At 63.6% G+C, this 24618-nt stretch carries 19 protein-coding genes; 7 read left to right on the top strand and 12 right to left on the bottom strand.

Annotated elements, in window-relative coordinates:
* Positions 1-23 precede the first annotated feature (23 nt).
* Positions 24-1004, top strand: a complete 981-nt coding sequence (locus C501_RS0108590; RefSeq protein ID WP_018135219.1) for a COX15/CtaA family protein — start codon at positions 24-26, stop codon at positions 1002-1004.
* A 54-nt stretch (positions 1005-1058) separates the two neighbouring features.
* On the opposite strand, the gene C501_RS0108585 is transcribed toward C501_RS0108590, so the two are convergent.
* Positions 1059-2015 carry a heme o synthase gene (locus tag C501_RS0108585; RefSeq protein WP_018135218.1) on the bottom strand — a complete coding sequence of 319 codons (957 nt, stop codon included), beginning with the start codon at positions 2013-2015 and terminating at the stop codon, positions 1059-1061.
* Positions 2016-2361: 346 nt separating this feature from the next.
* On the opposite strand from C501_RS0108585, the gene tkt reads away from it, so the two are divergent.
* The 6 genes from tkt to pgl all read left to right on the top strand — a co-directional run bounded on the left by tkt (position 2362) and on the right by pgl (position 10825).
* Positions 2362-4485 carry a transketolase gene (tkt, locus tag C501_RS0108580; protein WP_018135217.1) on the top strand — a complete coding sequence of 708 codons (2124 nt, stop codon included), beginning with the start codon at positions 2362-2364 and terminating at the stop codon, positions 4483-4485.
* 165 nt (positions 4486-4650) lie between these two features.
* Positions 4651-5805, top strand: coding sequence for a transaldolase (gene tal, locus C501_RS0108575; RefSeq protein WP_018135216.1), 1155 nt, complete (start codon positions 4651-4653; stop codon positions 5803-5805).
* 7 nt (positions 5806-5812) lie between these two features.
* Entirely contained in the window at positions 5813-7489 is a 1677-nt protein-coding gene (locus tag C501_RS0108570; protein WP_018135215.1) for a hypothetical protein, read from the top strand.
* Positions 7486-9033: a glucose-6-phosphate dehydrogenase gene (zwf, locus tag C501_RS0108565; RefSeq protein ID WP_018135214.1), complete on the top strand. Its 1548-nt coding sequence runs from the start codon at positions 7486-7488 to the stop codon at positions 9031-9033. Before C501_RS0108570 ends, zwf begins: the two co-directional genes overlap by 4 nt.
* The gene (locus C501_RS0108560; RefSeq protein WP_043568644.1) at positions 9030-9989 is read left to right on the top strand and encodes a glucose-6-phosphate dehydrogenase assembly protein OpcA; all 960 of its coding nucleotides are present in this window, start codon (positions 9030-9032) and stop codon (positions 9987-9989) included. Before zwf ends, C501_RS0108560 begins: the two co-directional genes overlap by 4 nt.
* The gene (gene pgl / locus C501_RS0108555) at positions 9986-10825 is read left to right on the top strand and encodes a 6-phosphogluconolactonase (protein ID WP_018135212.1); all 840 of its coding nucleotides are present in this window, start codon (positions 9986-9988) and stop codon (positions 10823-10825) included. Before C501_RS0108560 ends, pgl begins: the two co-directional genes overlap by 4 nt.
* An 89-nt stretch (positions 10826-10914) precedes the next feature.
* On the opposite strand, the gene secG is transcribed toward pgl, so the two are convergent.
* The 11 genes from secG to uvrA all read right to left on the bottom strand — a co-directional run bounded on the left by secG (position 10915) and on the right by uvrA (position 24442).
* Positions 10915-11166, bottom strand: a complete 252-nt coding sequence (gene secG, locus C501_RS0108550) for a preprotein translocase subunit SecG (RefSeq protein ID WP_018135211.1) — start codon at positions 11164-11166, stop codon at positions 10915-10917.
* A 60-nt stretch (positions 11167-11226) separates the two neighbouring features.
* On the bottom strand, positions 11227-12042 hold the full coding sequence (tpiA, locus tag C501_RS0108545) for a triose-phosphate isomerase (protein WP_026174761.1): 816 nt from the start codon (positions 12040-12042) through the stop codon (positions 11227-11229).
* A 9-nt stretch (positions 12043-12051) separates the two neighbouring features.
* Positions 12052-13302, bottom strand: coding sequence for a phosphoglycerate kinase (locus tag C501_RS0108540; protein WP_018135209.1), 1251 nt, complete (start codon positions 13300-13302; stop codon positions 12052-12054).
* Positions 13303-13435: 133 nt separating this feature from the next.
* Entirely contained in the window at positions 13436-14470 is a 1035-nt protein-coding gene (gap, locus tag C501_RS0108535) for a type I glyceraldehyde-3-phosphate dehydrogenase (RefSeq protein ID WP_018135208.1), read from the bottom strand.
* Between the two features lie 297 nt (positions 14471-14767).
* Positions 14768-15403, bottom strand: a complete 636-nt coding sequence (locus C501_RS0108530) for a superoxide dismutase (RefSeq protein WP_018135207.1) — start codon at positions 15401-15403, stop codon at positions 14768-14770.
* A 123-nt stretch (positions 15404-15526) separates the two neighbouring features.
* On the bottom strand, positions 15527-16507 hold the full coding sequence (whiA, locus tag C501_RS0108525) for a DNA-binding protein WhiA (RefSeq protein WP_018135206.1): 981 nt from the start codon (positions 16505-16507) through the stop codon (positions 15527-15529).
* A 102-nt stretch (positions 16508-16609) separates the two neighbouring features.
* The gene (locus tag C501_RS0108520; protein WP_018135205.1) at positions 16610-17632 is read right to left on the bottom strand and encodes a gluconeogenesis factor YvcK family protein; all 1023 of its coding nucleotides are present in this window, start codon (positions 17630-17632) and stop codon (positions 16610-16612) included.
* Positions 17633-17645: 13 nt separating this feature from the next.
* Entirely contained in the window at positions 17646-18578 is a 933-nt protein-coding gene (gene rapZ, locus C501_RS0108515; RefSeq protein WP_018135204.1) for an RNase adapter RapZ, read from the bottom strand.
* Between the two features lie 63 nt (positions 18579-18641).
* On the bottom strand, positions 18642-20669 hold the full coding sequence (uvrC, locus tag C501_RS0108510) for an excinuclease ABC subunit UvrC (protein ID WP_018135203.1): 2028 nt from the start codon (positions 20667-20669) through the stop codon (positions 18642-18644).
* A 36-nt stretch (positions 20670-20705) separates the two neighbouring features.
* A complete protein-coding gene (locus tag C501_RS0108505) occupies positions 20706-21368 on the bottom strand; it encodes a lysophospholipid acyltransferase family protein (RefSeq protein WP_018135202.1) in 663 nt (220 codons plus the stop codon).
* 206 nt (positions 21369-21574) lie between these two features.
* Entirely contained in the window at positions 21575-24442 is a 2868-nt protein-coding gene (gene uvrA, locus C501_RS0108500; protein ID WP_043568677.1) for an excinuclease ABC subunit UvrA, read from the bottom strand.
* Positions 24443-24618 lie beyond the last annotated feature (176 nt).

The raw sequence follows: 24618 nt of genomic DNA, 5'->3' as shown, positions 1-24618 counted from the left end.
ATGAAGCAGAGGGATGAAGAGCAGTGAGAGAAACCCTGAGATCGTTCGGGCAGAATATCGCCCGGAGACTTCCGACGCAGCTGAACGCTACGATCCGGCGGCTCGCCGTGGCCTCGCTCATCGGCCAGATCACGATCATCCTCACCGGCGGCGCGGTACGGCTGACCGCCTCGGGGCTGGGCTGCCCCACCTGGCCCAAATGCACTCCGGAATCGCTCGTCAACACCCCGGAGATGGGCATTCACGGCTTTATCGAATTCGGCAACCGCACGCTGACTATCGTGCTGGCTCTGATCGCTCTTGCCATGCTCGTGGCGCTGTGGAACCTCCGGCATGAACAGCGCACCATGTTCTGGTTGGCCATCGGCCTGCTCGCGAGCATCCCGGCGCAGGCGGTTGTCGGCGGCATCACCGTCCTGACCAAGCTCAACCCCTGGGTCGTCGGCGTGCACTTCCTGATCTCCGCGACCTTGGTGGTCTTCGCGACGCTTCTGGTGAACCGGGCCTTCGCCCGGCCGCCACGGGAAATGCGGCCGGCCAGCCCGATCATCCGCCAGCTCGCGCTGGCCTCCTCGATCCTGGTGGGCATCACCGTGATCATCGGCGTGATGGTGACCGGTTCCGGGCCGCACGCCGGGGATCCGGAGGCGCCGCGGAACGGCCTAGAGCCCGATCTGATCACCCGCATTCACGTGCTGCCGGTCTATTTGCTGGTCATCTCCGCAGTGCTGCTCGCGGTGCTGGCCTGGCGGCGCGGCAGCGGCGATCTACTGCGCCGAGGAAGCCTGCTGCAGGTGGCTGCGGTTTTCGCCCAGGGCCTGATCGGCTATGTGCAGAACGCTACGGGGTTGCCCATTCTGCTCGTCGGAATGCACCTGCTGGGCTCCGCACTGCTCCTCGCGGCCACGACGAATATGACCGATCTGGCCTTCCGCTCCGGGAAGGACCCGGCAACGCCGTCGGCTAAGCCCCAGCTCGAGGAATCCGGGACGGCGTCCGGCTAGTCCGGGCTAGCTAGTCCGCAGAAATCGGGCGGCTGGGTTACTTCAGCGATTCGCTCAGCCCATGAGCGGCTGACGCACGAAGGGATCGATGGCCAGGGCCAAGAAGATCAGGGTGAGATAGCTGATCGAGCCGTGGAAAACCTTCATCGCACCCTTCTGGGTGAGCTCGCCCGAAGTCGCCCTGGAGTGCAGGCGGTGCGCTTCGATGAGGAACCATGCACCGGCGGCCACCGCGACGACGGTGTACACAATTCCGGCGCTGCCCAGCGGAACCATGAGCAAGGAGCACACGACCGTGGCCCAGGTGTAGAGAACCACCTGGACGGAGACCATATTCGCTCCCGCGATGGCACCGAGCATCGGCACTTTAGCGGCGTTGTAGTCATCGCTGTAGCGCATGGACAGAGGCCAGTAATGCGGCGGCGTCCAGAGGAAGATCACCATGAACAAGATGAAGGCCGGCCATTCCACCCGGCCGGTGACGGCGGCCCAGGCGATGAGCACGGGCATGCAGCCGGCGGCACCGCCCCAGACGATGTTCTGCGCGGTACGGCGCTTCAGGATCAGTGTGTAGATCACCACGTAGAAGAAGATGGCCGCTGCGCCGAGGATCCCGGCCAGCGGATTCGCGCCGAACCAGAGGATCGCGATCGCCAGGAACCCCAGGACCCAGGCGAAAATCAGCGCTTCTCTGGGCGTCACCGCCCCGGTGACCAGGGGCCGGTTGGCCGTCCGATCCATGACCTTGTCGATATCCCGATCCAGGTAGCAGTTGAACGCTCCCGCGGAACCAGCGGCCAGAGCTCCACCGATCATCGTGGCGAAGATCAGCCCGAGTTCGGGGAAGGCCCGCCCGGCGAAGATCATGGTGGGCAGAGTCGTCACCAGAAGCAGTTCGATGACCCGCGGTTTGGTCAGCGCGATATACGCCTTGGTTTTAGCGGCGAATCTGGCCCGGAACCCAGAGGCTTGTTTACCGCTGCCCTGCTGCTCAGGTGCCTCGAACGGCACCTCATCCGTTGTCCTTACCGCGACATCTGCCGCTGCTGACTGCCTAGGACGCACCTGGGCCCCACTCTCCTACCGGGTCTATGACCCTTCTAGCTTACCTGGCTTTACCGGCCTTTCCCGGCAGATCTTTACCTGGCGCATAGCCAGGCCCCGTCAAGAGCCCGCGGAGCCGGGATGGCCGGATCACTGCGAGGCAGCTCAAGTGCTTTAAACGCGCGGCGGCTTAAGCACTAAGGTGGAAGGTAGGTGTAATACCCAGCGATTTTCGTTTTTCGATTCTCGCTCAAGGCCGTCTGGTCACGAAGCCCAGGCGGCGAAGATCCAGTTGGAGAGAGGGTGCCGACCCGTGCCGGAGACCAATCAGGATTTTTCCTGGACATCGTTGGACCAGCGTGCTGTGGACACCGCCCGGGTGTTGGCGGCAGACGCTGTGGAGAAAGTAGGAAATGGCCACCCGGGGACGGCCATCAGCCTGGCCCCTGCCGCCTATCTGATCTTCCAGAAACTGCTCAAGCACGATCCGGCGGATCCCGTCTGGCCGGGCCGGGATCGTTTCATCCTGTCTCCGGGGCATACCTCCTTGACGCTGTACATCCAGCTTTATCTCGCCGGATACGGCTTGGAGCTCACGGATCTCGAGGAGCTGCGCAACTGGGACTCGCTGACCCCCGGGCACCCGGAGTACCGGCACACTAAGGGCGTGGAGATCACCACCGGGCCGCTCGGCCAGGGCCTGGCTTCGTCGGTAGGCTTCGGCTATTCCCAGCGGCGGATGCGCGGGATGTTCGACCCCGAGCCGGCTGTCGGCGAAAGCCCCTTCGACCACACCATCTGGGTCATCGCCTCCGACGGTGATTTGCAGGAGGGCGTCACCGCTGAAGCCTCGTCACTCGCCGGGCACCAGGAGCTCGGCAATCTGGTCGTGCTCTATGACCAGAATCACATCTCCATCGAAGACGATACGGATATTGCCTTCTCCGAAGACGTCCTGATGCGCTACGAAGCCTACGGCTGGCACGTCCAGCGCGTGGACTGGACCGAGACCGGGGAATACGTCGAAGACGTCGAAGGCCTCTACCGAGCCCTCGTGGAAGCCAAGAACGAGACCGGCCGCCCGTCCATCATCGCCCTGCGCACCATCATCGGCTGGCCCTCCCCGACCAAGCAGAACACCGGTAAGATCCACGGCTCCGCACTGGGCGGCGAAGAAGTGGCGAAGCTCAAGGAGATCCTGGGCTTCGACCCGGAGCGCAACTTCGATGTAGCCGATGACGTCATCGCGCACGCCAGGAAGGTCGGCGAACGCGGCGCCGCCGAGCACCAAGCCTGGCACGAGCAGATGAATCGTTGGCGCACTGAGTATCCGGAGCGCGCGAAGCTGCTAGACCGGATCAGCACGCACCGGCTTCCGGATGACTGGACCGACGCGCTGCCGGTCTTCGAAGCCGGTGAGGACCTCGCCACCAGGGCAGCCTCGGGCAAGGTCATCAACGCCATCGCGGACGAACTCCCCGAACTCTGGGGCGGCTCCGCGGATCTCGCGGAGTCCAACAACACCACCATCGAAGACGCGCCCTCTTTCGTGCCGAAGGACCGGCAGACCGATATGTGGCAGGGGGGCCCCTACGGCCGGGTGCTGCATTTCGGGATCCGGGAGCAGGCCGCGGCAGCCATCGTCAACGGAATCCAACTCGATGGACCCACCCGGGCCTATTCGGGGACGTTCCTGATCTTCTCGGACTACCAGCGCCCCGCTATCCGCCTTGGCGCGCTCATGGGAGTGCCGAGCATCTACGTGTGGACGCACGATTCGATTGGCCTCGGCGAGGACGGCCCGACGCATCAGCCGGTGGAGCAGCTCACCAGCCTGCGTGCCATTCCCGGCCTCGATGTGGTGCGCCCCGCCGATGCCAATGAAGTGACGCAGGCCTGGCGGGGCATTCTGGAGAACCGGAGCAACCCCGCGGGCATCGTGTTGACCCGGCAGAAGGTGCCCACGGTCGCACGCGGTGAAGGCGAAGCAACCGCCACCGAATTCGGCTCCGCCGAGGGCGTCCTCCGTGGCGGCTATGTGCTGGCAGAGGCCGTCCGGGACGGCGAAGCAGTCACCCCCGAGATGCTCTTGATCGCTACCGGATCCGAAGTGCAGCTGGCCTTGGCCGCCCGCGAGACTCTCGCGGCCGATAGAATCGCGGCTCGGGTCGTCTCGATGCCTTGCATGGAATGGTTCAAGGCGCAGAGCGCCGAGTACCGGGAGTCCGTGCTTCCCGCAGCAGTCCGGGCCCGGGTCTCTGTCGAAGCAGGCCTGGCGATGTCCTGGCACGAGTTCCTGGGTGACGCCGGCCGTGCAGTCTCCCTGGAGCATTACGGAGCGTCCGCTGATTACGAGCGGCTGTTCCGGGAGTTCGGGATCACCGCGGAGGCAGTAGTGGCTGCTGCCCGGGACTCCCTGGACGCCGTACCCGACTGAGTCTTCTGATGCTCTGCGGGGCCTGCTGGGAAATCTGGAGAATCCCGAAAAATCTCGGACATGAAATACCGAGAAGCTTTTCCGGGTTCCCCGGGAAGCAGACCCCGCAGAGCATCACCATTTCAGCGAGATCCTACAAAGCTCAATGAACCCTAGGAGGACCCTATGACCACCCCTACCGAAGCCCTTGCAGCAGCCGGCGTATCCATCTGGCTCGATGACCTCTCCCGGGAGCGGCTCGACAGTGGCGGATTGCAGAAGCTGATCGATGAGAAGAACGTGGTGGGGGTGACCACCAACCCCTCGATCTTCCAGGCCGCCCTGGCTCAGGGCAACGCCTATGACGCGCAGGTAGCGGAACTCGCCGCCGAGCCCGGTATGGACGCGGAGAAAGCGGTTTTCGCGATCACCACCCGGGACGTCGCAGAAGCCTGCGACGTCTTCGCCGATATCGCCGCGAGCACCGCCGGTGTCGACGGCAGGGTTTCCATCGAAGTCGACCCCCGTAAGGCGCGGGATACCGCGGGCACCATCGCCGAAGCCAAAGAGCTCTACCAGGCCGTGGACAAGGACAACGTCTACATCAAGATCCCGGCCACCCAAGAAGGTCTGGAAGCCATCACCGAAACCCTCGCCGCCGGGATCAGCGTCAACGTCACGCTGATCTTCTCGCTGGAGCGCTACCGCGAGGTAATCAACGCGTTCATGGTCGGTCTGGAACAGGCCAGGGCCGCCGGTCAAGACCTCAGCAAGATCCAGTCGGTGGCCTCGTTCTTCGTCTCCCGGGTGGACACCGAAGTGGATCAGCAGCTCGATGCGCTGATCGAATCCGCTAACCAAGCAGATGATCAGGTCCAGGCGGATCAGGCCGAGGCCCTCAAGGGTCGGGCCGGAGTCGCCAATGCCCGCTTGGCGTACCAGATCTTCCAAGAGCTCTTCAGTACGGAGCGCTGGGCGCTGCTCGCTGCTGCCGGGGCTTTGCCGCAACGGCCACTCTGGGCTTCGACGGGCGTCAAGGACCCGGCATTGCCGGATACCCTGTACGTCACCGAGCTGGTGGCGCCGAACACGGTGAACACCATGCCGGAGAAGACCCTGGATGCGACCTATGATCACGCCGAGATCACCGGCGACACCATCGAAGGCACCTACGCGGAGTCCGATGCCGTGCTGGACGGCTTGGCGGAACTGGGCATCTCTTACCAGGACGTCGTCGCCCAGTTGGAAGCAGAAGGTCTGGACAAGTTCGAGAAGAGCTGGGAAGAACTGCTCTCCGGAGTCCGTTCCGCCCTTGAAGACGCCGCGCAGAAAGGGCAGTGACTCAGCGATGTCCAGCATTTTCTACGCAGCCAGCGGCGCCGCAGAAGCAGCGGCGCAGCATCATGTACCCGGCCTCGTCGAAGACCGTTTCGCGAGCCGCCTCTTCACGCAAGACCCCGCGCTCTGGGGGCCTGAAGCCGAATCCGAAGCTGCCATCCGCCTGGGCTGGGTGAACGCGCCGGAGGTCTCCGCCCCGCTCGTGCAGCGCATCAGCGCGCTGCGCGAGGAACTCCGCCAGGAAGGGGTGGATCACGTGGTCCTCGCCGGAATGGGGGGTTCTTCCCTGGCTCCCGAGGTCATCACCGCCGCGGCAGGCGTAGCGCTCACGGTCCTCGATTCGACGGACCCCGAGCAGGTCCGGAGCGCTCTGGCCGACCAGCTGGAGCGCACGGTGCTCGTGGTCTCTTCGAAGTCTGGCTCCACGGTGGAAACGGACTCCCAGCGCCGCGTCTTCGCGGAAGAGTTCCAGAAAGCAGGAATCGAGCCGCAGCAACGCATCGTCGTGGTCACGGATCCCGGCTCTCCGCTCGATCAGCTCGCCAGAGACGCTGGATACCGCGAGGTCTTCAACGCCGACCCGAATGTGGGCGGCCGGTACTCCGCGCTCACTGCCTTCGGGCTGGTCCCCGCCGGACTGGCCGGGGTGAATATCCAGGCGCTTCTGGACGAAGCCGAGGAAGCCGCTGAATCGCTCCGCGAAGATGCCGCCGACAACATCGGCCTGGCGCTCGGCAGCGCCCTGGGCGGCACACAGCCGCTGCGGAACAAGATCGTGATCGTCAACGAAGGCTCGCCGATCCCCGGTTTCGCGGACTGGGCAGAGCAGCTGATCGCCGAATCCACCGGAAAGCTCGGCACCGGGCTGCTGCCCGTCGTGGCGGACCCGCAGTCCCCTGAGGTCTCCGATCAGGCTTCTGATGTACTGCTGGTCCGGATGGTGGCCGCCGATAGCGACGCCACCCCCCAGGGCGATGAAGTCGTCCTGGCATCAGGTGCCGATGCACCGATCGGCGGGGTCGCCGCGCAGATGCTGCTGTGGGAAGTCGCCGTCGCCGTCGCGGGGAAACTGCTGGGCATCAATCCTTTCGACCAGCCCGATGTCGAGGCAGCCAAGGCCGCGGCCAGGGATCTGCTGGACAACCGGCCGGAGAGCCCGGAACCGGCCTTCGTGGAGCGCGCCATCGAGGTGCGCGCACTCCCCCAGGGCTCGGACTGGTTGGAGCCGGCGATCCGGGCCTCCCGGAACGGCTCCGACACCGCCGTGATCGAAGCTCTGCGTGATCTCCTCGGGCAGCTTCCTGAGGACGGCTACCTGAGCGTTCAGGCGTATCTAGACCGGGTGAGGCACGCTTCACTCGCAGGCATCCGAGATCAGCTCGCCGCGGTGGCCGGGCGGCCGGTGACCTTCGGCTGGGGCCCCAGATTCCTGCACTCCACGGGGCAGTTCCACAAGGGCGGCCCCGCGATCGGGGTGTTCCTGCAGATCACCGCGGCGTCGGATACCGACCTGGATATCCCGGAACGGCCGTTCAGCTTCGGTGAGCTGATCCAGGCGCAGGCCACCGGGGACGCCGAGGTACTCGCCGACCACGGCCGGCCGGTGCTGCGCCTGAACTTGCTTGATCGCGCGGATGGAATCGCCCAACTGGAAAGCGCGATAGCGGAACTGGCCGGCAACGTATGAGCCACCGCAACGGTTCCCAGGCTCTTGCCAACCCGCTGCGGGATCCTCGGGATCGCCGGCTGTCCCGAGTCGCCGGGCCCTCTGCCCTAGTAATCTTCGGAGTCACCGGGGATCTGGCCCGTAAGAAGCTCATGCCCGCGGTCTATGACCTGGCCAATCGCGGCCTGCTGCCCCCGAGCTTCGCCCTGGTGGGGTTCGGGCGGCGGGACTGGAACGATGAGGAATTCGCCGAAGAAGTCAGAACCGCGGTCAAAGCGCATTCGCGGACGCCCTACAACGAGGCGGTGTGGAAACAGCTCGCCGAGGGCATCCGTTTCGTGAAAGGCGAGTTCGACGATCACGAAGCCTTTGAGCAACTCAAGCAGACGCTGGAGCAGCTGGATACCGAGCGGGGCACGAAAGGCAATTACGCCTTCTACCTCTCCATCCCACCCAAGGCTTTCGAACAGGTCTGCCGCCAGCTCTCCGAGCACGGCCTCGCGCAGTCCGAGGACGGGCATTGGCGCCGGGTGGTCATCGAGAAGCCTTTCGGCCACGACCTGACTTCGGCCCGGGCGCTCAATGACGTGGTGGAATCCGTTTTCCCGCCGGATTCGGTGTTCCGCATCGACCATTATCTGGGCAAGGAGACCGTGCAGAACCTCCTCGCCCTGCGCTTCGCCAACCAGCTCTTCGAGCCGTTGTGGAACGCCAAGTATGTGGACCATGTGCAGATCACCATGGCCGAGGATATCGGCACTGATGGTCGGGCTGGTTATTACGACGGGGTGGGGGCCGCTCGCGATGTGATCCAGAATCATCTGCTGCAGCTACTCGCTCTGACCACGATGGAAGAGCCGATCTCCTTCAACGCCGATGACCTGCGGGCGGAGAAAGAAAAGGTACTGGCCGCGGTCAAGCTCCCGGAAGACCTGGGGGCGGCTTCTGCCAGAGGCCAGTTCGCCGGTGGCTGGCAGGGCGGTGAGAAAGTCCTGGGCTATCTCGAGGAAGAGGGGATCCCAGCCGACTCGAACACTGAGACCTACGCTGCCATCCGGCTCTACATCAACACCCGGCGCTGGGCCGGCGTACCGTTTTATCTGCGGACGGGCAAGCGGCTGGGCCGCAGGGTCACCGAGATCGCGGTGGTGTTCAAAAAAGCGCCCAACCTGCTCTTCACCGATCATGGCGAAGGCGAATTCGGCCAGAACGCGGTGGTCATTCGGGTGCAACCCGATGAAGGCGTCACCATCCGCTTCGGCTCGAAGGTTCCCGGGACGCAGATGGAAGTCCGGGATGTCACCATGGACTTCGGCTACGGCCACGCCTTCACCGAATCCAGTCCGGAGGCCTACGAACGCCTGATCCTCGATGTGCTCCTCGGCGAACCGCCGCTCTTCCCGCGGCATCAGGAAGTCGAGCTGTCCTGGAAGATCCTCGATCCGTTCGAAGAGTACTGGGCCGCAGGAAATAGCCCGCCGGAAAGCTACGCACCGGGCAGTTGGGGCCCGGCTTCTGCCGATGAATTACTAGTCCGTGATGGACGGAATTGGAGAAGACCGTGATCGTCGATCTGCCAGATACCACGACATCGAAGGTCTCCAAGGAGGTCCAGTCCATGCGGGAGCAGGGCGGAGTCGTCGCTCTGGGCCGGGTGCTGACTCTTATCGTGCTCACCGAGGAAGGGCAGGAGGAAGCGGCGATCGATGCCGCGAATCTGGCCAGCCGCGAGCACTCCTGCCGGATCATCGTGCTGGTTGAAGGAGACACCTCAGCTGAAACTCAACTCAATGCCCAAATCCGAGTGGGGGGTGACGCGGGGGCCTCGGAGGTCATCGTGTTACATGCACAGGGCAGTCTCTGTGCTCAGGGCGACTCGCTCGTCGCGGCGCTGCTGCTGCCGGACGCCCCGATTGTGGCCTGGTGGCCGGATCGGATGCCGGAGACCGCGGCGCAGACCGATATCGGCAAAATAGCGCACCGACGGATCACCGACTCCTCCAATGAGACGGCCCCGGCCCGGGCACTGAAGACGCTCAGCGAGAATTACCACGAAGGCGATACCGACCTGGCGTGGACCCGGCTGACCGGCTGGCGGGTGCAGCTGGCTTCGGCCCTGGATCAGCTCGACGACCTGGCGGAGGATCCGGTCCGCTCGGTGCTCGTCGAAGGCGCAGCCGATTCGCCGAGCACTCTGCTGCTGGCGGCCTGGCTGCAGAAGAGCCTGCAGGTTCCGGCCACAGTGGCCGAGGGGGCTGCTGGCACCGGTCTGCACCGCGTCGTCCTGGACCGGGCCGCCGGGCCGCTGGAGATCCACCGCCCGGAAAACGACGGCAACGCCACTATCACTCAGCCTGGCCAGCCGGAGCAGCGTATTTCCCTTCCACGACGGTCCCTGCAAGACTGTCTTTCCGAGGAGTTGCGTCGGCTCGACCCGGACGAAGTCTTCGGAGAGACCATAGTCAACGAACTACCCGAGCTCAAACACAGTAGTCGCTCAGCAGAAGGAGGCCGCGGATGACCGGGGGGCAGGCCGTGACCAGAATCAATATTCACCCGAGTTCCGAGGTGCTAGCAGCCACGACAGCAGCCAGGCTCATCACGAAGCTTCTGGATGTGCAGAATGAACGCGGTGAAGCGACGGTCGTGCTGACCGGCGGCAGCGTGGGCATCGCCACGCTGCGAGCCATCGTTGACTCCCCAGCGTGTTCAGCAGTGGACTGGTCCAAGGTCAACTTCTGGTGGGGTGACGAGCGCTTCGTGCCCGCAGACGATGAGGAATCGAACGGCCAGCAGGCGTGGGACGCTCTGCTCTCCCAGATCGATGTCGACCCGGAGCGGGTGCACCGGATGGGAGGTAGTGACCGGTTCTCCGACCCGGAAGCCGCCGCAGAGGCTTATGCTGCTGAGCTCAAGGCAGCGGCCGAGCGGGAGATTCATTCCAGCGACGATGACAAGCAGCCGGAGGCCCATGACGGTGCAGCTGCTCTGCGCCGAGCTTTGCCGCGTTTCGATGTGCTTCTTCTGGGCATCGGGCCGGATGCCCATATCGCCTCCTTGTTCCCGGAGATGGCAGGAATCCGGGTGAAGGACCAGACGGTGGTCGGGGTGCAGAATTCACCCAAGCCGCCGCCGGAGCGGGTCTCGTTGACTTTGCCCACGATCAACTCGGCTCAGGAGATCTGGCTTGTGGTCGCCGGTAGCGATAAAGCCGGTGCGGTCGGTCTGGCACTGGCCGGAGCCAGCCCCGTGCAGGTTCCCGCAGCCGGCCCGCAGGGGCTGGATAAGACGTTATGGCTCCTCGACCAAGAGGCGGCGGCCAAAGTGCCGCAGAACCTCATCCTGCAAGGTAGCTGAACAACGCTTTAAACGCTTTAAACGACGAAGGGCGGCCGGTCCAGTGGACCGGCCGCCCCTCGATCGTTATGAGGTCTTCAGATAGTTCTTCAGGATACTGAAGAGAACTTGATTACCAGGCCCAGGGCGACGATCACGGAAACCCAGAGCAGACTCAGGATCACCGTGAAGCGGTTGAGGTTGCGCTCAGCTACTCCGGAGGAGCTCAGCGAAGAGGTCATACCGCCGCCAAACATATCCGATAGGCCGCCGCCGCGCCCTTTATGCATCAAGATCAGCATGGTGAGCAGAAATGACGTAATGCCCAAGAGGATCTGAAGGATGATAGTCAGGACTTCCATGCTTAACCTTCCGAAGGTTGTTTCAACTCAACGATTAACACAGTGGTGATCTGCGCCAACTCAGTCTGTCACTAAATGCGACTCGAACCTGGCAATATTAGCAAATTCTGCGACGTCTAGGCTGGCGCCGCCCACGAGCACGCCGTCAACATCGCGTTCCCGCAGGATCGAAGCCACATTCGCGGCTTTGACCGACCCCCCATAGAGCAGCCGTACTTTCTGTGCGACATGCTCGCCGAAGATCTCAGCGAGTTCCGCGCGCAGGGCGGCGCACATCTCCTGAGCATCTGCCGGGCCGGCGACTTCTCCGGTGCCGATTGCCCACACCGGCTCGTACGCGACGACCAGCTCGGCGGCCTGCTCTTCGCTGAGGCCTGCCACGGCTTTGCGCAGCTGCGCGAGGGTGTGTTGCACGTGCTCGCCCGCCTGACGCATCTCCAGGCCCTCCCCGAGGCAGAGCATCGGGATCAGGTCATGACGGTAGGCCGCCTGCACTTTGCGGGCCAGCAGATCGTCGTCTTCGCCGTGAATCGTGCGGCGTTCGCTGTGCCCGACCAGGACGTAGCGGCAGCCGAGCCTGGACAGGAACGCGCCGGAGATATCACCCGTGTAGGCTCCCGAATCGTGTTCGGACAGATCCTGCGCCCCGTACTTGACCGGGAGCTGGTCACCCTGCACGAGGGTCTGCACGCCACGGAGGTCGGTGAAGGGCGGGAAGACCACGACCTCCACCCGTTCGAAGTCATGCTTGGCGTCTGCGAGTGTCCACGCCAGTTTCTGCAATAAGGTGATGCCCTGGACATGGTCCATGTTCATCTTCCAATTGCCTGCGATGAGCGGTGTACGGTCAAATGTACCGTTCGTCGATGAAGTCACCCGATCATCCTATCGTTCTAATGCGGTCAGACCCGGCAGCTGCTTGCCTTCCAGGTATTCCAGGCTCGCACCGCCTCCAGTGGAGATATGGCCGAAATCTGAATCCGAGAAGCCGAGGCTGCGCACGGCTGCAGCCGAATCGCCGCCGCCGACCACACTGAACGCCGGGCTGTCCACGAGCGCCTGGGCGACAGCTCGGGTGCCGGCGGCGAAGGCGGGGAACTCGAAGACGCCCATCGGGCCGTTCCAGAACACCGTCCGAGCCTGCTCGATCTGTTCGGCGAACTCCTGGGCGGTGCGCGGCCCGATGTCCAGGCCAATGCCGGAGCTGGCGAAGGAACTGCTCTCGATGCCATCGGCGGGCACGGTCTCGTGGGCCGCATCAGCGCTGAAGCTCTCCGCGACCACGACATCGCTCGGGAGAATGACCTTGGTGCCAGCGGCTTCCGCTCGGCGCAGGTATTCGGCGACAGTGTCGATCTGATCCTTCTCCAGCAGGCTGGCTCCTACTGCATGGCCCTGAGCTGCTAGGAAAGTGAAGAGCATTCCCCCACCCACCAGGATGCTGTCCGCCTTGCCGATCAGGTTCTCGATGACCGCGAGCTTATCGGAGACTTTGGAACCGCCCAGGATCACCGCATAAGGCCGTTCCGGGTTCTCCGTGAGCTTGCGCAGCACCTCGAGCTCGGTACGGACCAGATCGCCCTGATAGCTCGGCAGCGCCTCCGCGAGTTCGGCGACACTCGCGTGCCGGCGATGCACCGCACCAAAGGCGTCATCCACATAGGCGGGGTTCTCCCCGGCCAGGGCGATGAAGTCACGAGCCAGAGCCTGCCGTTCGTCAACGTCCTTGGAAGTCTCCCTGGGATCGAATCTGACGTTCTCCAGGACCAGCACGGAACCGTCCTGGAGGCCCTGAGCGGCCTGCTGTGCCGCCTCGCTCACGGTCTGCGGGGCAAGAGCCACCGGCACCTCGGTGAGTTCCGCCAGCCGGTCGACGGCGGGGCGTAACGAGTATTTGGCCTCCGCTTCGCCTTTGGGGCGGCCCAGATGCGCCAGAACCAGCACCCGGGCACCGGCCTTGGCTAATTTCTCGATGACTGGAAGGGACGCCCGGATACGGCCGTCATCACTGACTTTCCGAGTGCCCTCGGCGCTATCCTCAGCCTCGGTCAGCGGAACGTTCAGGTCGCTCCGGAGCAGAACGTAACGGCCCCGGATCCCTTCATCCAGCAATTCCTCAAGAGTATGCAAGCTCATCCTTCCAGCCTAGCGCCTGCTGGAGCAAGCACTCGTGTGGCAGAAGCCCCCGTCCACCCGGCAGAACCGGATCGGCCGGGGCCTCTGCCTCAGTTTTTGATCAACTTCTCATCAACGCTGCCGTTGGGGTGGTTCAGAGCTTCTCCGCCACCAGGTTGGTCAGATCCACCAGGCGGTTGGAGTAGCCCCACTCGTTGTCGTACCAGGCGACAACCTTGACCTGGTTACCGATCGCCTTCGTCAGGCCCGAATCGAAGATCGCCGAAGACGGGTCCGTCACGATATCGGTGGAGACCAACGGGGCCTCGCTGTAGGTCAGGTAGCCCTTGAGCGAGCCGGACTCCGCAGCGGCCTTATACGCCGCGTTGACTTCCTCGACGGTGACTTCACGGGAGACCGTGGCGGTCAGATCGGTTGCCGAGCCGGTGGGCACCGGAACCCGGAGCGCGTATCCGTCCAGTTTGCCCTTAAGCTCCGGCAGCACCAGGCCGATCGCCTTGGCTGCACCGGTCGAAGTGGGCACGATGTTCACTGCTGCGGCACGGGCCCGACGCGGGTCTTTATGCGGGCCGTCCTGCAGATTCTGATCGGCGGTGTAGGCGTGCACTGTGGTCATCAGACCGCGCTCGATGCCGAAAGCATCATTGAGCACCTGGGCCAAAGGGGCCAGGCAGTTCGTGGTACAGGAGGCGTTGGAGATGATGTTGTGCTTGGCCGGATCGTATTCATCGTCGTTGACGCCCATTACCAAGGTGACGTCTTCATCGGTGGCAGGTGCAGAGATGATGACCTTCTTGGCGCCGGCGTCCAGGTGCTTCTGAGCGTCCGAGGCCTTCGTGAAGAAACCCGTGGACTCGATCACGATGTCGGCACCGAGCTCGCCCCAGGGCAGGTTCGCCGGATCGCGCTCGGCGAGAACCTTGATGGTCTTCCCCCCGATCACCAAATTGCCGTCGACAACCTCGACATCCTCTGTGAGGCGGCCGGTGATCGAATCGTATTTCAGCAGGTGAGCGAGAGCCTCTGGGCTGGTCAGGTCGTTGACCGCCACGATGTCCAGATTCGCCCCGCTTTCAAGCGCTGCGCGGAAGTAATTGCGCCCGATACGGCCGAAACCGTTGATCGCGACCTTGACGGGTGCAGAGGACGGTGTGGTTTGAGCAGTCACTGTTCAATCTCCTCGGTGCTCTGGACGAGCTTGCCTGGTTCGCGGCTCGTATCCGATCCGCGAAAACGGTTCTCGCACGACGTTGGGCAGAGATCACTTACCTAACAGGAACCCCGGGATGGCGATCAGAGTCCGATAGTCAGGCTCCAGCGCCGAACCGGGATACTCCATCTACCATCCTATCTAAAAACATCCTTCAGCGCTTAAAGAAGCTTGCCCCCGCGATCGCAGGGGCAAGCTTGCCGAATGCGGCAGCTCGGGGCTGAACTCGCACTTATTCTTGCGGTCGAACAGAGCCTACTGCTCGACGACGACCAGGGCTTTAGCGCCGGAACGAGCGGCTTCGAAGCGCTGTGTGACATCCGGCCAGTTGACGATGCTCCAGAACGCTTTAACGTAGTCGGCCTTGATGTTCACATAGTCGAGGTAGAAGGCGTGCTCCCACATATCGAGCATGAGCAAGGGAGTGGTGGCCACCGGCACGTTCGCCTGCTGATCATAGAGCTGCTCGATGACCAGGTTCCCGCCGATCGGCTCATAGGCCAAAATCGCCCAGCCGGAACCCTGCAGGCCCAAGGCCGCCGCGTTGAACTGCGCTTGGAAGGCCTCGAAGGAGCCGAAAGCTTCGTCGATGGCCGAGGCCAACTCACCCTCCGGACGGTCGCCGCCCTCAGGGGAGAGATTGTTCCAGAAGATCGAGTGATTCACGTGGCCGCCCACATTGAATGCCAGATCCTTGGACAGCTGGTTGATGAAGGTGAAGTCGTTGTTCTCTCGGGCTTCCGCCATCCGCTCCAGAGCGGTGTTGGCACCCTTGACATAATTGGCGTGGTGCTTATCGTGGTGCAGTTCCATGATTCGCGCTGAGATATACGGCTCCAGAGCAGCGTAATCGTAGGGCAGTTCGGGAAGTGTGTACTGCGTAAAGGTCACGATTCCTCCATCCTCGGGTGCAGATCCGCATCGTAGATGCGAACCGCACCATAATTTTCTCTGTCTTTCCAGTTCTACCTCATTGGCAGCCCTCTATGACAGGTAACTCCGGCAACCCGGAAGCTATTCCTCCAGCATCTCCGCAGTCACGGACGACTCCGTTCCCGGAACGCCCAGCTCCCCGGCTCGCTTATCCGCCATAGCCAGAAGTCTGCGGATCCGCCCGGCGATAGCATCCTTCGTCAGCGGCGGGTCCGCGAGCCTACCCAACTCATCGAGACTCGCCTGCTTATGCGCCACGCGCAGCTCTCCGGCGTATTTGAGATGGTCCGGGACATCCTCACCCAGGATCTCTAGGGCCCTTCCGACCCTGGCCCCGGCCGCCACCGCGGCTTGCGCCGAACGGCGCAGATTCGCATCATCGAAATTCGCCAGCCGGTTCGCGGTGGCCCGGACTTCTTTGCGCATCCGCCGCTCTTCCCAAGACAACAGGGTTCCATGCGCGCCCATTCGAGTGAGCAGGGCTGCGATGGTATCGCCGTCGCGGATCACCACCCTATCGATTCCGCGGACCTCCCTGGCCTTGGCGGAGATATCGAGCCTGCGGGCAGCGCCCACGAGAGCCAGAGCGGCTTCCGGGCCCGGGCAGGTGACTTCCAGTGCGGATGAGCGCCCCGGTTCAGTGAGCGAACCGTGAGCCAGGAATACACCGCGCCACACTGCCTCAGCATCAGCAGTGGAGCCGTTGACCACAAGCGATGGCAGGCCACGCACGGGGCGTCCACGGTTATCGAGCAGGCCGGTCTGTCGAGCCAGGGCCTCCCCCTCGCGGACCACTCGCACAACATAGCGGTTACCCCGCCTCAAACCACCTCCGGAGACCACGATGATCTCGCTCTGGTGCCCATAGAGTTCGGTAATCGCCTGCCGCAGCCGGCGTGCGGTTGCGGCAAGATCGACTTCGGCTTCGATGACGATGCGCCCTGAGATGATGTGCAGCCCTCCGGAGAAGCGCAGCATCGCGGACACCTCGGCTTTGCGAACCGAGGATTTGCGCACTTCAAGGCGCGCCAGTTCCTCTTTGACTGCTGCCGTCAACGCCATACTTCTGCCCTGCTTCCACTACTACTTCTCATACTGCTGGTCTTATTGATCTTGTTGGTTCTGGCCTGCCCTGCGGCAGCCGGGTGCGCATACCTCAGCGGCTCAACCGCCGCCGAAAACGTCATGGAACGCCGCCGCAAGCCGCAACGGGTCATGAACCGACTGACGATTACTAACCCGGACTCTGGAGAGCACGACCTCGGCGCCCAGCGCCGCTGCGGCCTGTTCGAATTCTGCCCGGGCTTCCTGAGTGCTGCCAATACTCGTGGGATCAGCCAGCACAATATCCACGCCAAATTCAGGTGCGTATCGGGAAATCACCCGGAGATGATCAGCGGCGCTCATCCCTCTGACTTCCTTGTCGTTGACATCGAGATTCATGGCCAGACAGCGCCGAGCCGGACTGGTGCAGAGCGCCTGCCGCAGCTCGGGCAGCAGCAGATGCGGCAGCACCGAGGTGTACCAGGAGCCCGGGCCCAGAATCACCCAGTCAGACAGTTCGATGGCTTCCAGTGCCTCCACACAGGCAGGGGCTCCCTCTGGCAGCAACCGGACGTCCTCGACGTTACCGGCAGTGGCCAGCACCGCCTGCCCCTCGATCTGCTGAATCCACTCGGTGCCGTCTTCCTGCAGGGAACGACTAGTCCCCTGAATGGTCAGCGGAACGCTCGCCATGGGCAGCACCTGCCCTCTGGCACCGAGCAGCGCACCCGCCCATTTGAGTCCGCCCACGGTATCCCCGAGCAGTTCCCAGAGCGTGACGATCAGCAGATTCCCCATAGCGTGCTGGTCTAGCAAGGATTCTTTGCCCTGCACTGACTGAAAGCGATGCTGCATGACATCTCGCCAGGTGCGGCCCCATTCGGTGTCATCGCAGAGTGCTGAGAGCGCCATGCGCAGATCTCCCGGGGGAAGCACATTGAACTCATCACGCAGCCGGCCCGAAGAACCGCCGTCATCGGCGACGGTCACCACTGCGGTGAGTTCACTCGTCAACAGCCGCAAGGCGGAAAGCGATGCGGACAGGCCGTGGCCGCCGCCTAGGGCGACAACCCGCAGGTCCGGTGTGCCGGAAGGCTGGTTCTTCGGCGGAATCAGGGGTAGCGGCCCGGTGAGCACGCCCATCAGTCAGCCATGCCTATTCACGCCCCAGGTCCCGATGCCGCATGCTCACGCTGACCCGGGGCAGCTGGGCCAACCGCTTGGCCAGCTCCACAGCCACCGCTACCGAACGGTGCTTGCCTCCTGTGCACCCCACCGCGATGGTCGCGTAGTGCTTGTTTTCCCGGCGGTATCCGGAAATAGCCGGTTCGAGGGCATGCACGTAACGCGCGACGAACTCGTCCGCGCCGTTCTCCCGGAGCACGAAGTCGCTGACGTCCTGATCCAGGCCGGTATGCGGTCTCAACTGCGGGATCCAGTGCGGGTTGGGCAGGAAGCGGACATCCGCCACATAATTCGCGTCCACCGGCAACCCGTATTTGAAGCCAAAACTCATCACGGTAAGCCGCAGCACGATGGGACCAGAGTCAGAGAACAGCTCGGCGCTCTTAGTTGCCAAGGCGTGCACATTGAATCCAGAGGTATCAAGGACGATATCCGCGCTCTCCCGTAGGGGCGCGAGCAGCTCACGCTCCGCCGCAATGCCGTCCAGGATCCGGCCATCACCTTGCAGCGGATGCGGACGGCGCCCCTGCTCGAAACGACGTACCAGAGAATCGTCATCAGCGTCCAGGAAGAGCACCCGGTACCGGATTCCGGAAGCGGCCAGCACCGACAAGGAGTCACGGATATCGGCGAAGAAGGCCTTGCTGCGCACATCGATCACCACGGCGAGCTTGGGCAGCGCGTTCGGCGTCCGCGCCACGAGCTCGGCGAGGGTGCTGAGCATCTGCGGCGGTAGGCCCTCCACGACATACCAGCCGTGGTCCTCCAGAGCGTTCGCGGTAGTGCTTCGGCCAGCGCCGGAGAGCCCCGTGATCACCAGGATCTCCGATTCGGGGGGCTTGACTGAGGTGAGCTCTTCCGGCGGCTCCGGAACGGCAGGGTCTGCCGGGGTGGAATCTGTCATTGCCCAGGTCCGTCCTTAGCTGCTCTCACATTGACCGAAATACTGATTTTAGCCTAACGAAGCTCAGATTATTTCGCCGGTGGCCGTATTCACGGCGCTCTCCGCTGGATCCGCGGGATCAGCCGTCGCAGCCTCCGTGGCTGCTGCGGCCAATTGCGCCTGCACGGTCTTCGCTAGCACCGGGCCGAATCCTTTCACCTCGGCGATTTCACCCTCAGTGGCAGCGCGCAACCGCTTGACGGAGCCGAAATGCCGCAGCAGCGCTTTGCGCTTCGCCTCCCCGACTCCCGGAACCTCATCGAGAATCGAGGCGATCATCGACTTGCTGCGCTTGCTCCGGTGGAAACTGATGGCGAACCGGTGGGCTTCATCTCGGAGCCGCTGCAGCAGGTAGAGCCCCTGCGAAGTCCGGGGCAAGATCGCGGGGAATTCATCGTCCGGCAGCCAGATCTCCTCGAGTCGCTTGGCCAGGCCGATCACGTAGACGTCCTGAATGCCGAGATCGCCGAGGGCCTGGCTGGCAGCGGCGACCTGAGGCGCACCGCCGTCAACCACTAAAAGGTTCGGCGGGTAGGCGAATTTCGGCCCCTCAGCACCGGGGCCGGCAGTTTCTTCCGCCTGGACACTGAACCGGTCTGCCTCGTGAGCCGCCATGCTCTCCGCCCGACGCTGACGCTCCTGCAGATAATTGCGGAACCTGCGGTAGATCACGTCGTACATCGAGGCGGTGTCGTCCCGGGCTGCCTCGCCGGTGATGGTGAACCTGCGGTACTCGCTCTTCCTCGGCAACCCATCCTCGACGACCACCATCGATGCGACCACATTGGTGCCTTGCACATGCGATATGTCGTAACACTCGATGCGCAGCAGCGGCACCGGGATGTCCAAGGCCTCCTGCAGTTCGCGCAGCGCCACGGAACGCTGGGTGAGATCCCCTGCGCGCCGGGATTTATGCAACTGCAGGGCCTGTTCGGCATTGATGGCGACGGTTCCCATCAGCGCGGCTTTATCACCGCGCTGGGGTACCGAGATCTCGACTTTCGCCCCGCGCAGGCCGCGGAGCCACTCGGTCAGCCGATCCGCATTGGCCGGCAGCTGGGGCACCAGGATCTGACGGGGAATGCGATCCGCAGATTCCGTGACGGACTGGGCCTCTGCGGTACCGCCGTAGACCTGCTGCAGAAGGTGCTCCAGCAGTTCCGGCGGCTCGGTATCCTCGACTTTCTCCACCACCCAGCCGCGCTGCCCGCGGATCCGCCCCGCGCGGACGTGGAAGACCTGCACCGCGGCTTCGAGTTCATCCTGGTGCACGGCGAAGACATCGGCGTTGGTCTCCTCGGTGAGCACTACGGCATTGCGCTCGAAGACCTTGCGCAGGGCCGCGATGTCATCGCGCAACCGGGCTGCTCGCTCGTAGTCGAGCTCGGCGACGGCCGCAGCCATCTGCTGTTCCAGGTCCACGATGAAATGCCTGGCCTGGCCGGACATGAAGTCGCAGAACTCCTCGGCCAGCTTGCGATGATCCTCCGGGCTGATCCGGCCCACGCAGGGCGCTGAGCATTTATCGATATACCCGAGCAGGCATGGACGCCCGCTCTGCTCCGCCCGCCGGAAGACCCCGGGGCTGCAGGTGCGCACCGGGAAAACTCGCAAGAGCGTATCCACGGTTTCCCGGATCGCCCCGGCGGTGTAGGGGCCGAAGTAGCGGGTGCCCTTCCGCCGCTCGCCGCGCATGACCTGGACCCGGGGGAACTTCTCCCCCAGTGTCACGGCGAGATAGGGGTAGCTCTTATCGTCCCGGAAGGCGAGGTTATACCGGGGCGCGAATTCTTTGATCCACGTGTATTCGAGCTGCAGTGCTTCCAGTTCGCTGCCGACGATGGTCCACTGCACCCCGGCCGCCGCATGCACCATCGCATAGGTCTTGGGCAGCAGAGTAGCCGGGTTGGCGAAGTAAGAGGTCAGCCTGGAACGCAGGTTCTTGGCTTTTCCGACGTAGATCACCCGGCCGTGCTCGTCGGAGAACCGGTACACGCCCGGTTCGGTGGGGATCTCGCCGGTTTTCGGGCGATAGCTCGCGGGGTCTGCCACTAGTCCGACTTCCTCAGTACAACCGCACGGGTCCGGTCACTGGCCTTTGGCCTGGTTGTATCCGGAGACCTGCTCCTGGCCGGTCAGCTCGGCGATGGCCGCCATGATCTCATCCGTGGCCGCACGGCGGGCCGGTAGCGCATGGTCCGGGCCGGTCTTGTCGAAGTAGAGGGGCTTGCCGACGGTCAGCGAGAAATGCCGGGGCCTGATCAGATTGCTGCCCGCGGGCTGAAGCTTCTCGGTACCTTTGAGGCCCACCGGGAGCACCGGCGCACCAGTGGTCAGCGCGAGCCAGCCGACCCCGGTACGGCCCCGGTAGAGCCTGCCGTCCCGGGAACGGGTTCCTTCCGGGTAAATGCCTACGCCATCACCGGCGGCCAGGATGTCCAGCAGCGATTTCAACGCCGCCACCGAGGCTGCGTGCTCCCCCCGTTCCACCGGGATCGAGCCGACCGCGGTAAAGAACGACTTCATGAAACGGCCTTTGATGCCCTTGGTCGTGAAGTACTCCGCTTTCGCGAAGAAGGCTACCTTACGCGGCAGGATGGTCTGGATGAGCACACTGTCGAGAAAGGAGAGATGATTCGGCGCGACGATGAAGGGGCCGTCATCGGGGATGTTCTCCAGGCCTTCGAGGGTCGGCCGGCAGCCAAGCGCGATGAGGCCGCGGGTGGTGCCCCGCGCGGACTCGTACAGCATCAGCACGCACCTCCCTGACTGATCGGTTCTTCCCTTATCGGACTGGTTTGACGCACCGGGTTGGCTTGGTTTGCTGAACTGGCCGGCCCGGCAGCCATCATCACTGGATCATCACTGCCCTAGTTTCTCATGCACCGGCGCGTGCGCAGAACACTCATTCCATATCGGGAATATTCAAGGTCTGCAGCAGTCCGGCGCTCTTCGCCTCAGAGAACTTCTCGCAGGAAGGTCGCGGTATGGCTCTCCTCGGACTGTGCCACCTGCTCCGGAGTGCCCGCGGCGATGATCTGACCGCCGCCGGATCCACCGTCCGGGCCCAGGTCGATGACCCAGTCGACGCTCTTGATCACATCCAGATTGTGCTCGATCGTGATGACCGTGTTCCCCTTGTCCACCAAGCCTTGGAGGACCAGGAGGAGCTTGCGGATATCTTCGAAGTGCAGGCCTGTCGTGGGCTCGTCAAGGACGTAGACGTTCTTCCCGCCGGAGCGCTTCTGCAGCTCCGAGGCCAGCTTGACCCGCTGCGCTTCACCGCCGGAGAGCGTCGTCGCGGGTTGGCCGAGCCGCACATACCCCAGACCGACATCCACCAAGGTCCGCAGGTGCCGGGCGATCGGGGCGAAGGCCTCGAAGAACTCGGCGGCCTCCTCGATCGGCATCTGGAGGACGTCGGCGATGGTCTTGCCCTTGTAGTGCACTTCCAGGGTCTCCCGGTTGTATCGGGCTCCGTGGCAGACTTCGCAGGGCACGTAGACATCCGGTAGGAAGTTCATCTCGATCTTCAGCGTGCCGTCACCGGAACAGGCCTCGCAGCGGCCGCCTTTGACATTGAAGGAGAAGCGGCCCGGCTGGTAACCGCGCACCTTCGACTCCGGTGCCTGCGCGAAGAGCTTGCGGATATGGTCGAAGACCCCGGTGTACGTCGCCGGATTCGACCGCGGCGTCCGGCCGATGGGGCTCTGATCGACGTGGACCACTTTGTCGAGCTGCTCCACGCCATCCACCCGGGTGTGGCGGCCCGCCACCTGCTTGGCGCCGTTGAGACGATTCACCAGAACCTTGTAGAGGATCTCGTTCACGAGCGTGGATTTGCCCGAGCCGGAGACCCCGGTCACCGCAGTGAAGACGCCGAGGGGGAAGACCGCATCGATATTGCGCAGATTGTTCTCCCGCGCGCCGACGACTTTCAGCACCCGTTTCTTGTCGATAGGACGGCGCGCCGCAGGAGTCTCGATCTTCTTGCGCCCGGAGAGATAGTCGCCGGTCAGCGAGCCGGTGTTCTCGAGCAGTTCTGCCAACGGACCGGAGTGCACCACCTGGCCGCCGTGCGCACCCGCACCCGGCCCGATGTCCACGATCCAGTCGGCCTCATTGATCGTGTCTTCGTCGTGCTCCACCACGATCAGGGTATTGCCCAGATCCCGCAGCCTGGTCAAGGTCTCGATCAGGCGGCGGTTATCGCGCTGATGCAGGCCGATCGAGGGTTCGTCGAGAACGTACAGCACGCCGACTAACCCGGAGCCGATCTGAGTCGCCAGCCGGATCCGCTGGGCTTCCCCGCCGGAGAGCGTAGCCGAGGCCCGTTCCAGATTCAGGTATTCCAGGCCGACATCGAGCAGGAAGGTGAGCCGGGCCTGGATCTCGTTGAGCACCTGGGCGGCGATATGCTGCTCCCGAGCGCTCAATTCCAGGGTGCTCAGGAAGCGATGGCATTCGCGCATTGGCAGCGCGGAGACCTCCGCGATGGACTTCCCACCGACGAGCACGGAAAGCGAGGCCGGGTTCAGCCTGGCGCCGCCGCATTCCGGGCACGGCACTTGCCGCATGTACTGCTCATACCGATCCCTGGCGTGATCCGATTCCGTTTCCAGGTGCTTCCGGTGGATGTACTGGATGACTCCCTCGAAGCCGGTGGAATACTTGCGCTCCCGGCCGAACCGGTTGCGGTACTGCACCGTGACCTTGTGATCCTTGCCGTTCAGGATGGCCTTGCGCGCTGCAGCGGGGAGTGCCTGCCAGGGCGTATTGAGGTCGAAGCCCAGTTCCTGCCCCAGACCGCCCAGCAGCCGCAGCCAGTACTCCGAGCTCGCGGTCCCGAGCGACCAGGGAGCGATCGCGCCGCCGCCCAGGGTCGATTCCGGGTCCGGCACCACGAGTTCCTCGTCCACTTCGAGCTTGGTGCCGATACCCGTACAGGCCGGGCAGGCGCCGAAGGGATTGTTGAAGGAGAAGGAGCGCGGCTCTACTTCATCGATGGCCAGCGGGTGCTCATTGGGGCAGGCCAAGTTCTCGCTGAAACTGCGGATCCGACCATCGTCCTCCGCCTCGAGGTCGACGAGCTCGGCGAGCACCCGGCCCTCTGCCAGCAGCAACGCGGTCTCCACTGAATCGGTGAGCCGCTGCCGCAGGCCCTCCCGGATCACTAGCCGGTCGATCACGACCTCGATGGTGTGCTTGTACTGCTTGGCCAGTTTGGGCGCCTCGGCGAGCTGCACCAGCTCGCCATCCACTTTGGCCCGGGAATAGCCTTTGGCCGCGAGCTCCTTGAAAAGGTCCGCGAATTCGCCCTTGCGGCCCCGGACCACAGGGGCCAGAACCTGGAATCGGGTACCTTCCGGCATCTCCAGGAGCTGATCGACGATCTGCTGCGGGGTCTGCCGGGCTACCAACTCACCGCACACCGGACAGTGCGGGTGGCCCACGCGCGCCCAGAGTAGGCGCATGTAGTCGTAGATCTCTGTGATCGTGCCCACCGTGGACCGCGGATTCTTGGAGGTGGACTTCTGGTCGATGGACACCGCGGGGGAAAGACCTTCGATGAAGTCGACGTCCGGCTTATCGACCTGACCGAGGAACTGCCGGGCATAAGCCGATAAGGATTCGACGTAGCGGCGCTGACCTTCGGCGAAAATGGTGTCGAAGGCCAGTGAGGACTTCCCCGAGCCGGAGAGGCCGGTGAAGACGATCATCGAATCCCTGGGCAGCACCAGATCGATATTGCGCAGGTTGTGCTCCCGGGCCCCTTTGACCAGGAGCCGGGACAGTGCTGGCTCATTCCCCGGAATCGTATCGATCTCCGCGGCGGCCGGTCGCTCTGGACGAGCCGGCTTCCCCGAGGACTTGTCGGAGCGCTTGGTAGAACGCTTCGTGGAACGCACAGCAGCTTCAGCAGATTTGGGCACAAATATATCCTTATCGAAAAAATCTTCGAATGGAAACTGTTTCGCAAACAGCTTAGCTTCCACTCTCA

Origin of the sequence: Acaricomes phytoseiuli DSM 14247, from assembly GCF_000376245.1 — a bacterium.
GTDB classification, from domain to species: domain Bacteria; phylum Actinomycetota; class Actinomycetes; order Actinomycetales; family Micrococcaceae; genus Renibacterium; species Renibacterium phytoseiuli.
This window is presented reverse-complemented; position numbering and strand designations above follow the sequence as displayed.

What these genes read in the sequence shown, in the direction of transcription:
- tal (WP_018135216.1), top strand. Translation starts at nt 4,651, where the DNA reads ATGACCACCCCTACCGAAGCCCTTGCAGCAGCCGGCGTATCCATCTGG.
- C501_RS0108570 (WP_018135215.1), top strand. Translation starts at nt 5,813, where the DNA reads ATGTCCAGCATTTTCTACGCAGCCAGCGGCGCCGCAGAAGCAGCGGCG.
- zwf (WP_018135214.1), top strand. Translation starts at nt 7,486, where the DNA reads ATGAGCCACCGCAACGGTTCCCAGGCTCTTGCCAACCCGCTGCGGGAT.
- pgl (WP_018135212.1), top strand. Translation starts at nt 9,986, where the DNA reads ATGACCGGGGGGCAGGCCGTGACCAGAATCAATATTCACCCGAGTTCC.
- secG (WP_018135211.1), bottom strand. Translation starts at nt 11,166, where the DNA reads ATGGAAGTCCTGACTATCATCCTTCAGATCCTCTTGGGCATTACGTCA.
- C501_RS0108540 (WP_018135209.1), bottom strand. Translation starts at nt 13,302, where the DNA reads ATGAGCTTGCATACTCTTGAGGAATTGCTGGATGAAGGGATCCGGGGC.
- whiA (WP_018135206.1), bottom strand. Translation starts at nt 16,507, where the DNA reads ATGGCGTTGACGGCAGCAGTCAAAGAGGAACTGGCGCGCCTTGAAGTG.
- C501_RS0108520 (WP_018135205.1), bottom strand. Translation starts at nt 17,632, where the DNA reads ATGGGCGTGCTCACCGGGCCGCTACCCCTGATTCCGCCGAAGAACCAG.
- rapZ (WP_018135204.1), bottom strand. Translation starts at nt 18,578, where the DNA reads ATGACAGATTCCACCCCGGCAGACCCTGCCGTTCCGGAGCCGCCGGAA.
- C501_RS0108505 (WP_018135202.1), bottom strand. Translation starts at nt 21,368, where the DNA reads ATGCTGTACGAGTCCGCGCGGGGCACCACCCGCGGCCTCATCGCGCTT.